Origin of the sequence: Algoriphagus resistens (assembly GCF_001442615.1) — a bacterium.
Classification (GTDB): Bacteria; Bacteroidota; Bacteroidia; order Cytophagales; family Cyclobacteriaceae; genus Algoriphagus; species Algoriphagus resistens.
The window spans coordinates 238,744-252,263 of record NZ_LMXN01000006.1 but is presented as its reverse complement, the minus strand read 5'-3'; the positions used below and the strand labels follow the sequence as shown (position 1 = coordinate 252,263).

The 13,520-nt window shown below is 42.9% G+C and carries 10 protein-coding genes; 5 read left to right on the top strand and 5 right to left on the bottom strand.

Translation table 11 applies throughout. The features are described 5' to 3' along the window. Positions 1–8: 8 nt before the first annotated feature. From AS141_RS13195 to AS141_RS13175, 5 genes are all read right to left on the bottom strand, one after another. Positions 9–872: a PfkB family carbohydrate kinase gene (locus AS141_RS13195; RefSeq protein ID WP_057938127.1), complete on the bottom strand. Its 864-nt coding sequence runs from the start codon at positions 870–872 to the stop codon at positions 9–11. Continuing rightward, complete coding sequence (locus AS141_RS13190) at positions 862–2,208, bottom strand: sugar porter family MFS transporter (protein ID WP_057938126.1); 1,347 nt, start codon at positions 2,206–2,208, stop codon at positions 862–864. The genes AS141_RS13195 and AS141_RS13190 overlap by 11 nt, the downstream gene beginning before the upstream one ends. Positions 2,209–2,511: 303 nt before the next feature. After that, positions 2,512–3,234, bottom strand: coding sequence for a DUF6088 family protein (locus AS141_RS13185; RefSeq protein ID WP_057938125.1), 723 nt, complete (start codon positions 3,232–3,234; stop codon positions 2,512–2,514). Between the two features lie 139 nt (positions 3,235–3,373). Continuing rightward, positions 3,374–3,544, bottom strand: a complete 171-nt coding sequence (locus AS141_RS26590; RefSeq protein WP_157243470.1) for a hypothetical protein — start codon at positions 3,542–3,544, stop codon at positions 3,374–3,376. Positions 3,545–3,983: 439 nt separating this feature from the next. Beyond that, complete coding sequence (locus AS141_RS13175) at positions 3,984–5,276, bottom strand: acetyl-CoA hydrolase/transferase family protein (RefSeq protein ID WP_057938123.1); 1,293 nt, start codon at positions 5,274–5,276, stop codon at positions 3,984–3,986. Positions 5,277–5,517: 241 nt separating this feature from the next. On the opposite strand from AS141_RS13175, the gene AS141_RS13170 reads away from it, so the two are divergent. From AS141_RS13170 to AS141_RS13150, 5 genes are all read left to right on the top strand, one after another. Next, positions 5,518–8,895, top strand: a complete 3,378-nt coding sequence (locus tag AS141_RS13170; protein ID WP_057938122.1) for a methylmalonyl-CoA mutase family protein — start codon at positions 5,518–5,520, stop codon at positions 8,893–8,895. Between the two features lie 64 nt (positions 8,896–8,959). Next, positions 8,960–9,376, top strand: coding sequence for an OsmC family protein (locus AS141_RS13165; protein ID WP_057938121.1), 417 nt, complete (start codon positions 8,960–8,962; stop codon positions 9,374–9,376). Then, entirely contained in the window at positions 9,373–9,612 is a 240-nt protein-coding gene (locus AS141_RS13160) for a hypothetical protein (protein ID WP_057938120.1), read from the top strand. Before AS141_RS13165 ends, AS141_RS13160 begins: the two co-directional genes overlap by 4 nt. 22 nt (positions 9,613–9,634) lie before the next feature. After that, positions 9,635–10,639, top strand: a complete 1,005-nt coding sequence (locus AS141_RS13155) for a PDC sensor domain-containing protein (protein ID WP_057938119.1) — start codon at positions 9,635–9,637, stop codon at positions 10,637–10,639. Next, a complete protein-coding gene (locus AS141_RS13150) occupies positions 10,639–13,500 on the top strand; it encodes a PAS domain-containing hybrid sensor histidine kinase/response regulator (RefSeq protein WP_057938118.1) in 2,862 nt (953 codons plus the stop codon). The genes AS141_RS13155 and AS141_RS13150 overlap by 1 nt, the downstream gene beginning before the upstream one ends. Positions 13,501–13,520 lie beyond the last annotated feature (20 nt).

The window sequence follows — 13,520 nt, the reverse complement described above, 5'->3', positions numbered from 1 at the left end:
CTACCTTGTTATAGATCAGAGATCTCATACCTCGGTGTTCCTCCTTTTTTGCCTGCTACGAAGGCGCCTAGTTTACATGCGAAGTCAAGAACTTGGTCAAGTGGCTGATTCGCTAAATAGGTTTTGATGAACCCGCTGAGAAAAGCGTCTCCAGCCCCGATACTGTCAGCCACTGTTACTTTATAGCCTTCATGGCTGATTATTTTCCCTGCTTTGTAAAGTATGGCACCCTTTGAGCCCTGCGTGACACAGATAAGATCCATCGGGAAATGCGTATCCAGATGATTACATACACTGATTATGCTTGAGTCTATAGCAAAATAGTCAGCAAAAATCTCCAGCTCATCCTCATTGATTTTTAGAATGTCGGTAAAACCTAATAAGGTCACTATGATCTCAAAATCATAAAATGGTGGCCGAAAGTTTGCATCAAATATCCGGAGGGTTTTATGATGAAGTAATTTGAGAAGAGTGGTTAGGCTCTCTGCATTCCGCACCCCTAGTGTACCAAACACCAATGCGTCCGAAGCAGCTGCAGCGGCATCCATTCTGGCATTCCAGTGTATGTAATCCCATGCCACCGGAGAAACTATTGTGTACTTTATGTTCTCTGGATCCGTATCGTTTACCAAAACGCTGGAAGTCTCATGATCTTGATCCACCTGAATCAGATCCACAGGAAGTTGGAATGTTGTTAAGAACTCCAAGAGCTTTTGCCCAGCCTGGTCATTTCCAATAGCAGAAATGAGTCTTGACTCTAAGCCTAGCTGATGAAGATTTAAGGCAACATTCATGGGAGCCCCTCCCGGAACAGCACCTGAGGGTAAGCAATCCCATAACATTTCTCCGAATATGACTACTTTATGCTGCATTGGTATTATGTAAGTCTTGTTGTATCTCTTCCAAGGATCTTCCTTTGGTTTCCGGCATTTTAAATTTTACCCAGAGCAATTGCCAAACCATCATTAGAGCGAAGAATGCAAAAATATATCCCGGGCCAAATTGGGTAGCAAAATAAGGAAACACATTTGCGATCAATGCGGCTAATATCCAATGGGTAAAACAGCCGATGGATTGGCCATAGGCACGAAGTTCATTGGGGAATACTTCGGATATAAATACCCAAATAACAGACCCTTGTCCCACTGCATGTGAAGTAATGAATGCAAAGACAAATAGGGGTAACCAGAAATTATCAATTCCTCCTACAAGGAAATTGTATGCCATGAGCGAAAGGGAGATGATATAGCCAAGCGAGCCGATGTACATCAGTTTTTTCCTGCCGATTCTATCGATTAAATACAAGCCTACAAAGGTGGCAAACAAATTTACCACACCTATACCAATGGTAGAGAAAAGCGCAGATTCTGTAGATATTCCTGCCATCTCGAAGACGCGTGGGGCAAAATAGATTATTGCATTGATACCTGAAACCTGGTTGAAAAAGGCAATAAATACAGCTAGCATGGTGGTGGATAAAAATGCTTTACTGAATAGGGCTGAGAAGCTTCCCTTTTGTTTGATGCTTTGCTCTTCAATGATCGCCAACCGAATAGCCTCATCGACTCCCTCAGGGTCTGTTCGGGTGAGAATCTCTCTCGCCTTCACCTGGTCATTGAACTTTGCAATAAGCCAGCGTGGGCTCTCGGGAATCCTAAAAATCATCAGGGTGTAAATCAACGCTGGAACTGCCTCCATTCCAAGCATCCATCTCCAGTCATTGGCTATTCCGGCTGTGCCTATCAGGTAGTTGGACAGATAGGCCATTAGGATTCCGAAGACTATATTGAACTGATAAAGCGCAACAAGCAGTCCTCTGTTTTTGGCTGGGGCAATTTCAGAAATATACATGGGGGCCACTACTGAAGAAGCACCAACGCCCAATCCTCCGATAAATCTAAAAAACATAAAGGAGTAGGGATCTGGAGCAATTGCCGAACCTACGGCAGAAATCAGATACAGTGCCCCGATCCAGAGAAGACTTTTCTTGCGTCCAAATTTATCTGAAGGGATTCCTCCGAATAAGGCACCGATGACAGTGCCATATAGTGCCATAGCAATAGCAAGCCCGTGGGTAAGGTCACTTAATTTCCAGACATCCTGAATTGCCCGCTCGGCCCCTGAGATTACAGCAGTGTCAAATCCAAATAAAAAGCCGCCCAGAGCGGCTGTGATTGAGAGGAAAAAAGCATATTTTTTAGAAGACATTAGCTGTTTTGGGTTAGTATTAATTCGCTAATCTAAAGAGAAGCAGAATAAATAAAAACGGGCTTCTGGATTTTACATACTTTTTATCTGAATGGGTATATGTAACTTCCTAATTTGTCCACTATGGCTTTCCCCAGGATGTCCCGCCTTTAAGAACTGTTTCAGTATCAATAGGGCTTGAAAATATCGCATGCAGAATGAAGGTTACCCAATAGTCCTTCTACACATAGATTTCAGGAATGCCCATTTGTTGAGAAGTAAACTGGACTGCCTGTCGGAAGAGTTGTTTGTTTTCGTGCAATTTCATGTGATATTCCATTTTTTGGCAACTGGCCATTCCTCGGCAATTCCCAAGGTGTAGGATGTGATTGGGTTAAGTGTTTTGCGCAAAGAACTCGTATCGATGCGGTTTTGAGTAGTATCCAAAATGGCTCCCAAGGCTGCTCTTGTGGAGGGGGGGTATTTTAAAGCCAGCTTCATCGCCTTTTGCTTGTCGGCAAATGAAAGGCTGTCGATAATTGAACTGATGCGCTTAAATGCGCTTGTTACCGACGTATCGGGAATTTTTTTGATATAGCGGATTGCATCCAAAATTTGAAGCAATGGGATGTTGTCCTGTGTGATTGGGTTCTTTTGTTGGATAAAGGAAATAGTATAGCGTCCCCGATTTACTTTAGGACGTATATCATTTTTTCCAATTTGTATGACGTTGCTGATTTGTGTGGTCAGGCCAAGCTGGCTGTAAATACTCAAACCTGTCAGATAGCCAATTACCTTTCCCTCTCTTTCCAAGAGGTCTTTCACGACTTGTCTAAGCTCGGGCTGTAACTTGCCGAAAACTGTTGCTTCGGGCTTATAGAATTTGCCTTTTGCCAGTTTTTCAAGCTTTCCAACACGCACCATGCGGTTTAGGGCTTTTATGACAGCTTCTTTCCCTTCCTGTCCCGAACTGACATCGGAGAAGGTAAACACATGCCCTTTGGGCAGTCGTTCAATTTTGGTTTCGACTAAATCGGTGACTTTCATGCTGATAAATCTATCACAAAGATAAGCATTTGTCCAGTTTTTTCAATAATAAACTGGACAAATATTAAACCTGATTGGGTCTGTTTGTCAAGTTTTTTGATTAAAAAACTTGACGTTTGTTTTTACTAGATGTCTGATATTAAACAACCTCATGCCGTAAAAACCAGCCAAGGTTTCTTTCTGCGACAACAGCATTATTGTAAATGTCTTTGCCCTTCACCTGCACTTTGATCGGAGCAAGCTGGTTTCGAAGGTCATTTATTTGCTCTTCGGTATCATCTTCTTTGATGCGTTTCGAAAATACTTCCAAGTATGCCCCTGCAAGGATGATTTTATGCTCTGGTGGCGATAGCGTCCCATGTTGAAAGGATAGGGCACTTAGCGTTTAATAGTCAGCTAAATGGGAATGGTTTACTCCATCCTTGAGATAATGGATCGACTGGACTATCAAAGGCTCTACACCGTTTTTTTGAATTCGGATGCCTAATTTATCCCTATCAAGGAGATCGACTTGAGCCAAAAGCATGAGCAACTTTTCATTGTGAACACGCTGTACATGCAATTCAATTAGGGAATGGACTTGCAAAAAGGATACAAATTAGCCCGTGGTTAAAAAGCAAGTATCCATACCTTAAACGAAGGTTTGGGTCAGGGATTTTCCATTAGGAAGGCGGAGGATTCAAATAAGACTACTTCGGTTGCCCAGTGAAGCTCGAAGCCCATCAATCGCTTTAGCCTAGGTGGCAAGTTCACCTGAATGGATATATGAAACTTCCAAATCGCGTTACAATGGCTTTTTCCAGATTTTCCCTGTGATCTGGATGGGCGATCCGCATCAGTTCATATGCGCGTTGACGCAAGTTTTTTCCATAGAGGTTGACCATACCGTATTCTGTGACCACGTATTGCATATGAGCCCGGGTGGTGACCACTCCGGCACCTTCTTTTAAGAACGGGACTATTTTTGAAGTGCCTTTCCGGGTAGTAGAGGTCATGGCCATGATTGGTTTGCCACCTTCAGAAAGAGACGCACCGCGCATAAAGTCCATTTGACCGCCCACGCCTGAGTATTGGTAGCTCGCAATAGAATCAGCACACACCTGCCCGGTAAGGTCCATTTCCAGGCAGCTATTGATTGAGATGACTTTTGGATTCTTGCGGATTACAGCAGTGTCATTGACATAAGCAGCCTCATGGAAGGAAAACTCCGGATTATCATCTATAGCATCGTAAAGCTCCTTGGAACCTGTGACAAAAGCGGAAACGATTTTCCCCGGATGTTTTTTCTTGTATTTGTTGGTAATAGCACCAGATCTCAGCAATCCCAATATACCATTGGAAAACATCTCGGTATGAATGCCAAGGTCTTTATGTTGCTTTAACGAGTCCAGTACCGCATCTGGAATGGCACCAATCCCCATTTGTAAGGTAGATCTGTCCTCTATCAGGGCAGCGCAATGATTTCCTATTTTCCGTTCTGTGTCTGTGATCTTTTCTGCATAATTCACCTCTGGTAGCGGCTCATCTACATATATGGCTGCATGAAACCTGGAGGTGTGGATTTGACCGTCACCGTGTGTTCTGGGCATTTGCCTATTGACCTGCGCTATCACTATCCTTGCCGTTTCTACAGCTGGTTTGGCTACGTCCACAGAAGTGCCTAGCGAGCAAAATCCATGGGCATCCGGCTCAGAAACCTGAACAATAGCAACATCTATTTTTAAAATACCCTGCCTGAATAGACTGCCTATTTCACTTAAAAAGATAGGGACATAACCTCCGTGCTCTGAATTGACGGCTTCACGTACGTTTTGAGAAACAAATAGGGAATTCATATAAAAACTCCCTTTGCATTCATCAGATACTAAGGGCATGTCACCAAGGGTGGTAATGGCGACTATTTCTACCTCCTTTAACTCATCTTTTCTTGCTGCCAGCGCATATAAGAGGATAGTAGGAGTGGCTGCACTTCCGTGTATAAAAACCCGCTGATGGCTTTGTATGGAAGAAACGGCAACTTCAGGGGTGACATAGGTAATCATAAAGGAAAGATTAAGGAGTTGAAAATACACACGTTAAAGCATCCAAGATCGGAAATATTCCCTGAAAAAAGGTTTAGTTCAGTCGTAATTCTAGCGATCTTCCGGCCAAATTATATTTTGTTTTTCATGCAATAGCGAAAGTGGAGCGCCTTTAAAATGTTATATTTGTGAACTGTGCAAAAAGGTGCCAAGCATGCCATCGCCAAATAATTTGAATACAACATCAAGCCAATCCAACTCCATGACCACAATTCCTGAGAGCTATAAACCCAAAAACCACATTCGAATAGTAACTGCTGCTTCGCTTTTTGACGGGCATGATGCAGCGATAAATATTATGCGCCGGATCATCCAGTCTACTGGCTGTGAAGTAATCCATCTAGGTCATAATAGATCTGTTCAGGAGATCGTAGCCTGTGCCATACAAGAGGATGTGCAGGCAATTGCGATCACTTCCTACCAGGGTGGGCATGTGGAGTTTTTCAAATACATGTATGATTTGCTTCGCGAAAAAGGTGCTGCACATGTAAAGATTTTTGGCGGAGGTGGCGGGACTATCCTTCCTGAGGAGATCCGCGAACTTCATGACTACGGAATTACCAGGATTTACGCTCCGGATGATGGACGCGCTATGGGTTTACAGGGAATGATAAACGATCTGGTGAGCCAATGTGATTTTGCAATAGGTGATGAGCTGCCTGAGGGGTTTGTATTAGGCGTGGATAAAAAGGAGCATGTCGCCAGGGCCATTTCCGCATTTGAAAATTTCCCTGAAAATTCTTCTGCGCTTCTTGAAAAAGTAAGAAAACAAAGTAAGAATTCTAAGATCCCTGTGCTGGGTATTACCGGAACCGGTGGAGCAGGTAAGTCTTCCCTGGTGGATGAATTGGTACGGAGATTTATCATGGATTTTGATGATAAAACTCTGGCTATTATATCAGTTGACCCATCTAAACGAAAAACAGGTGGAGCACTGTTGGGAGATAGGATACGGATGAATGCAATTCATCATCCACGGGTATATATGCGCTCTCTTGCCACCCGCCAGTCAAATCTTGCACTTTCACGCTATGTTCAAGACGCAGTGGATACTGTGAAAGCCGCCGGTTACGATCTGGTGATTTTGGAGACTTCTGGAATTGGCCAATCTGACACCGAGATCATTGAGCATTCAGATCTTTCACTTTATGTGATGACACCTGAATACGGGGCCGCCTCTCAATTAGAGAAGATTGATATGTTGGATTTTGCTGATGTGATAGCCCTGAATAAGTTTGATAAAAGAGGCGCATTGGATGCCATTCGGGATGTGAAAAAGCAGTATAAGCGTAACCACAAGCTATGGGAAACCAAGGATGAGGATCTTCCTGTCTTTGGCACCATTGCCTCTCAGTTTAATGACCCGGGTATGAACCAGCTTTACCGTACCCTGATTTCCAAGATCTCCGAGGAGCATTCAGCACTGCACAGCAATTTTGGGTTAACGGCGGGGAATTCAGAGAAAATTTATATTATTCCCCCGGCCAGAACCCGCTATCTGTCGGAAATCTCTGAAATCAACCGAAATTATGATGTCTGGGTAGAGGAGCAAAGAGAAATCGCCCAACAGCTCTATAGCATTACCAAATCCATTGAAGCGATACAAACTACGAGCGTAGCCGACAAGGATAGATTGGTCAAGGAACTTCAGGAAGTCTATGCCCAGGTAGAACTTGAATTCGACCCCAAAAACAAAAAATGGCTGGAAGAATGGGCTTCCGAATCAGCCAAATTTGCTGAGGACTTTTATGTGTTCAAAGTACGCGAAAAGGAGATCAGGATTAAAACTTACTCCACCTCACTTTCAGAGACGCGTATTCCGAAGGTTTCCTTACCTAAGTACGAGGCTTGGGGAGATATTTTGAAATGGGGCTTGAGGGAGAATGTTCCCGGAAAATTCCCTTATACTGCGGGTGTTTTTCCATTTAAAAGAGAGGGGGAGGATCCTACCCGTATGTTTGCGGGAGAAGGCAGTCCGGAGCGAACAAACAAGCGCTTTCATTATGTGTCCAGGGATATGGCTGCAAAACGGCTTTCCACAGCATTTGACTCCGTTACTTTGTACGGCGAAGATCCCGATTACCGGCCGGATATCTATGGTAAAATCGGTAACTCCGGTGTGAATGTTTGCTGCCTGGATGATGCCAAAAAGCTTTACTCCGGCTTTAATCTAGTGGATCCAATGACCTCAGTGTCAATGACTATTAATGGTCCGGCAGCTACAATGACCGCATTCTTCTTAAATGCAGCGATAGATCAGCAATGTGAGGTTTATATTAAAGAGAATGGACTGGAAGCGGAGATAGATAAGCAAATAGCCCAAATTTATAAAAGTAAAAACCTTGCCAGACCAACCTATAATGCCAAAGTCCCTGAAGGGAATAATGGGCTGGGGCTGATGCTGTTGGGTGTGACCGGAGATCAGGTTTTGCCAGCTGAGGTATATCAGAAAATCAAATCCGATACAATCGCCCGGGTGAGGGGAACCGTACAGGCGGATATCCTGAAAGAGGATCAGGCGCAGAATACCTGTATTTTCTCTACCGAATTTTCGCTTAGACTGATGGGAGATGTGCAGCAATATTTCATCGAACAGCACATACGAAATTTCTATTCTGTTTCTATTTCCGGTTATCATATTGCGGAAGCTGGAGCCAATCCTATTACGCAATTGGCTTTGACCCTTTCCAATGGCTTTACCTATGTGGAATACTATGTCAGTAGAGGAATGGATATCAATCAATTTGCGCCAAACCTTTCCTTCTTTTTTTCCAATGGGATTGATCCCGAATATGCGGTAATCGGCAGAGTGGCCAGAAGAATCTGGGCTAAAGCAATGAAGCTAAAATACGGCGCAAACGAGCGCTCGCAGATGCTAAAATATCATATACAGACTTCAGGCCGTTCGCTCCACGCCCAGGAGATTGATTTCAATGATATCAGAACTACGCTACAAGCACTCTATGCGATTTATGATAATTGCAATTCCCTGCACACCAATGCTTACGATGAAGCAATCACCACACCTACTGAAGCATCAGTTCGTAGAGCTATGGCTATCCAATTGATTATCAATAAAGAATTGGGACTTGCCAAGAATGAAAATCCTATTCAGGGTTCTTTTATTATAGAGGAGTTGACAGACTTGGTAGAGGAAGCAGTGTATGTAGAATTTGATAGGATTACCGAGCGTGGAGGCGTCCTGGGAGCAATGGAGACGATGTATCAGCGTGGTAAAATACAGGAGGAAAGTATGCATTATGAAATGCTCAAACATACGGGGGAGTTCCCGATTATTGGGGTGAATACTTTCCTTTCTTCGGATGGATCACCTACGGTAACTCCCGGGGAAGTGATCAGGGCAGAGAAAGATGAAAAAGAAGCTCAGATTAAAACGTTGGAAACGCTGAAGGCTTCGCATCCGGATTTGGTTGAAACGCATCTGCAAGCACTTAGAAAAGTGTCTGTTGAAAATGGGAATATTTTTGAGGAACTAATGGAAGCTGTAAAGTATTGTTCACTTGGGCAGATAACCCATGCACTTTATGAAGTGGGAGGGCAGTATCGCAGAAATATGTAAGTTGGAATGGGGAGATTTGTAGCGTGAATAAATCATCCGATCGAGGATTATAATCAAAAGAAAAATGGCAAAAAGAAATGTAACGGTTCGCATGAAAGCGGATCATGAGTATGAAGCGGTTAACACGCAAGGGAATGTGGTACAGATTGATATGTACGACCCAGAGGACAAAAAAGCGCAATCTCCGATGGATATGCTGTTGTCGGCATTGGGATCCTGTGCCTCGGTGGATGCGGTTTTGATGATGAAAAAGAAACGAAAAACCGTTATAGATTTCATTGTGGAAGTGGAAGGGGAGAGAAATGAAGGTGTTCCGGCTTTTTACACGGATATACACCTGAAATTCATCCTGACTTCTCCTGATGCCAAAGAAGAGGAGTTTGCTAAAGTTGTCGCGCTTGCTGTGGAGAAATACTGCTCTGTAGCATCGTCTTTGAAGTCAAACATTACATTTTCATCAGTGGTAATAACTGGAAAATGAGAGTAGTACAAGAATTTATCCAGGAGGATATACGCATCAGTGTATTCTCCTGGAATAACAAATACATCCTCAAATTTGAGTCGGGACCCATGGAGCAGACGTTCAAAATCCCTGAAACGGATGTTTTGGATGAGGAGGATTTGAAGGGGTTTTGGACGGGTGATTTTTTTGAGAAGGTGAAATTAAGGTTTAAGGAAATGGGACAATCATTTCGTGCTGAAGTGGAAAATTTATAATTTCCCGATCAGCTTAAGCCTCATGAAATCAATCTTTTGGATTTTTCCGTTACTGATCGTCTTATTTTCATGCGAACCTGCTGCAAATAACAGCAGAAACAGCGAGCTGGTTTTTGACCGGTCTATTGTTCAGGAAATAGAATCTGAGCTTACTAATCTTAATGGGGAAATTATTCTGCTAAAAGATCATTTTGAATTCCTTTTAGAAAACAGGGATAGCTTGCAGAGGTATGTTGAGGTAGATAAATATGATTTTGTTGGGGGGTATTCAACGAATTCACCCCAGGATTCCAGGAAACTAAGTTCTGTGGTTATACTCAACACCACACCTGACTATGACTCAGCAATGCAGCATGTGCTGATCACCAATGGCATGGATTCGTTGTTTTATCAGACTTTTGAAAAACACAGTATGCTGGCACAGGTTTATTACAATTCGGTTGATCAAGTGTCCCGCGTTTTTCCTGCGTATGACTCTAAAACACTTTTGGATCCCGGTATTGATCTTACGCGTTTCAATTTTTTTTATGAGGGAGATTTTAAGCATAATCCTGAACGGGGGCCGGTTTGGATACCTGAGGTTTATGTCGACCCGGCAGGTAGGGGATGGATTCTTTCCTTGGTTCATCCGGTGGTTGAGCAGGGAGAATTATATGCAGTCCTTGGGATTGATATTACCGTAGATGAGCTGATTACCCGTTTTTTAAAGAATAAGGAAGGGGATTTTTTAATCGTAAACAGTAAAGGGGATATTGTAGGAGGGAATGGTAAGGCGATTGAGGCATTGAGTTTCCCTCCTTTGTTGAACCATGTGTATAAAGAAACAATTCTTGCGGATAACTTTCGGATCTCGGACTTTAACCTGTTTAACAGTAAGAATAATGAAGTTCGGGAAATGGCCAAAGCCATTCTTTTAAATAGAAAATCTCATTTCTTTTTCAAAGATGAGTTTAGCCCGATAGCTGCCTATGCCGTTCCATTTACACTTCTTGACTGGTATTTAATAGAGGTTAAACTCAAATCCTGATGATAAAGGATAGTGGATATCGTAGGGATTATTGGTTGACGATTGTCAGCGGAAGTGTTTTAGTGGTGCTTGTAATTATTCTTGGCGTAAGCTTTTTTAAGGCTATTAAAGATGCTGAAATCAAATCCAGAAGGGAGTTTCTGAGAAAGCAATCAGAGCTTGCAGCTACGGAAATAGAGATAGCAATTGATCGGTTTGAAGAAAACGCCAAGGGGCTGCTAGACTATCTGGAAGATGACGGGTTAGACGCGGATGATTTTGGGGATGATTTGACCAAGGTGGTTAGAAAGGTTTATAATAATTATCCTGGCTTGATAGATACGGTCTGGGTGACCCTTCAGGATTCGGTTATCTACCTGACAAAGACCGAAAGAAATGACTTTATTAGAAGTAAATTTTATGGAAAGGTACCTGGAAAAGGAAATCGTGATTTCCTTTTCTTAACCAAAGGGAATGAAATTGGTTTCGAACTTTCTTTTGCTTTGGACCCTATTCAGTTTACAAAGAATTTTGTAACCCACTATTACCTGAACAGAGGGGGGAGCAAATTTCTGATGTTGGGTGAGAAGCTGGAAAATCTGGATCTTGAGCAAAATGAAGATGAACTGTCAATTGACAATTTATCCTTAAAGAAAATCCGAAATGATGCTTCAATTGGGGTTATAGGTCTCTATGATGTTGATTGGGAGCAAGGGGCTGCTTCTGGGTCTGGGGTGTTGGTACAATATCCTTTTGACTTTGGAGAGATTTATGAAGGAGCTGCGCTCTTATTCATGATTGAGTCAGATTCGATCATCGGAGGAATATATAGTACTTATCTTTTCTTATTCATAGCGTTAGTACTTTTGCTTATAGGAACTGTGGTTTTCTTTGCTCTTTCCTTACAAAGCAGGTTAGCAGCGCAGAAGTTATTACAGGAGAGTGCCGAGGAAATTTCAGAACTGTTTGACCAGCAAAACCTCCTGTTAAAGGAACTTCGGGGTTTTGTCTTTTTTCATAATTATAAGGGAGAAATTACCCGTGTAAGTGATGAAGTGGATGAGATCTTGGGGTATCCCAAATCCGAATTTTTGGAGGCGTTTAGAAGTGAGGGGAAATATGAAGATGCCTTGAATATCAAAGAGCTCGTGAAAAGTGCATTGGGTCAGAATAAATCTTTTGTCGATCTGGAGTATGATTTCAGAAAACCGGACGGCAAACAGATTCGGCTTCGGGTTTTTGAGAAGTTACTCTTTGATGAGAAGGGCAGGTTCAATGGCGGACTTGGCATATGCACAGATATCACTGATCAATATCAAAGTAAAAAGGAGTTGATCGAAAGCGGAAAACGCCTGCAAAATCTTATAGATAATATTCCCGATATCATTTTTGCCTATGACAACGATGGTATAGTATTGGAATCCCATGCGAGGGACCAGAAAGTTCTTAACTCATTGGACCGGCCTTTGATCGGTGAATTAGTGTTTGATTTGGTTCCTCGAAAACAGCGCGAGCAAACACAGTTTGCCTTTAATCTGGCAAGAAAAACGGGGCAGATCCAGACCATTGATCTGAAGATTAGAATTGGCCAGGACAGTCAATACTTTGAGGTCCGTTTTTTTCCGTTGGATTCCAAACGGATGATGTCAATTGCCAAAGACATCACCAGTCAGCGCATTTGGGAAAAGGGGTTGGTGGAAGCGATGAATGCAGCTGATCAGGCAAGTAAGGCCAAGTCTGAATTTTTGGCCAATATGAGCCATGAAATCAGAACTCCTATGAATGGGCTTCTGGGAATCATTGACTTGCTGGATCAAACTGAACTGGATGCTGAACAGCTTCAGTACCTGGAAATTATCAAAAACTCAGGCAATTCTTTATTGAATATAATCAAGGACATCCTTGATTATTCGAAAATTGAAGCAGGGAAAATAGACCTATATTCTGTGGTCTTCTCTCCGGCAGAAGAGTTGGAAAAACAGGTTCAGATTTTTTATGGACTGGCGCAGAAGAAGGGTGTGAACCTTACTACCTTGTATTCACCGGAGACGAAAGAGTTGATGGAGGGGGATGCGGAAAAGATCAATCAGATTATTCTCAATCTTGTAGGCAATGCGGTGAAGTTTACGCCCAAGGGAGGGACCGTCTTGGTGAAGCTTGAAATGGAAAATATTTCCGGAGAGATTAACTTCTTGCGGTGCAGTGTCAAGGATAGCGGAATTGGAATTCCTGCAGCAGAAATTCCTAAATTGACCGACCCGTTTTATCAGGTGGAAAGTTCAAGCAGCCGGAGTTATCAAGGTACTGGGTTGGGCTTGGCGATTGCCAAGAAAATCGTAGAATTAATGGGAGGGGAACTGCTTATTTCAAGTGAGCTCGGAAAAGGAGCGGAGTTTTCCTTTTCGGTTATTCTAAAGAACGCACCTGAGGTTGTGTCTAAACATTCTTCTGACGAATTGCCTAAGCGATCAAACTGGAATGATATGGCCCAGGAGTATCCTGCCCGGATTTTATTGGCAGAAGACAATGATCTCAATCTCGAGCTGATGACTTTGATGCTAGAGCAACTAGGGTATTATGATTTTGCTGTAGCCAGAAATGGGCAAGAAGCGTTGGATTTGGTTAGGAAAAAGGAGTATGATATTATACTGATGGATGTCCAGATGCCGGTGCTCAATGGACTGGAAGCTGCTAAGAAGATCAGACTGTTGGGAGAGAAAGGAAGACTTTTTATTATCGGGCTATCTGCCAATGTCTTTGATGAAGATCAGAAAAAGGCAGCAGAGGCAGGGATGGATGATTACCTCACCAAGCCAATTCGCCTGGTTGCTCTTGCTGAAAAATTAAAGGAATATTCCCTGAAACAGAACTCTGGCGCTTGAACCGAAAAAGCCGGTTTTCA

Coding starts and splice junctions, on each gene's coding strand:
- AS141_RS13195 (WP_057938127.1), bottom strand. CDS start 872: ATGCAGCATAAAGTAGTCATATTCGGAGAAATGTTATGGGATTGCTTA.
- AS141_RS13190 (WP_057938126.1), bottom strand. CDS start 2,208: ATGTCTTCTAAAAAATATGCTTTTTTCCTCTCAATCACAGCCGCTCTG.
- AS141_RS13185 (WP_057938125.1), bottom strand. CDS start 3,234: ATGAAAGTCACCGATTTAGTCGAAACCAAAATTGAACGACTGCCCAAA.
- AS141_RS13175 (WP_057938123.1), bottom strand. CDS start 5,276: ATGATTACCTATGTCACCCCTGAAGTTGCCGTTTCTTCCATACAAAGC.
- AS141_RS13170 (WP_057938122.1), top strand. CDS start 5,518: ATGACCACAATTCCTGAGAGCTATAAACCCAAAAACCACATTCGAATA.
- AS141_RS13165 (WP_057938121.1), top strand. CDS start 8,960: ATGGCAAAAAGAAATGTAACGGTTCGCATGAAAGCGGATCATGAGTAT.
- AS141_RS13160 (WP_057938120.1), top strand. CDS start 9,373: ATGAGAGTAGTACAAGAATTTATCCAGGAGGATATACGCATCAGTGTA.
- AS141_RS13155 (WP_057938119.1), top strand. CDS start 9,635: ATGAAATCAATCTTTTGGATTTTTCCGTTACTGATCGTCTTATTTTCA.
- AS141_RS13150 (WP_057938118.1), top strand. CDS start 10,639: ATGATAAAGGATAGTGGATATCGTAGGGATTATTGGTTGACGATTGTC.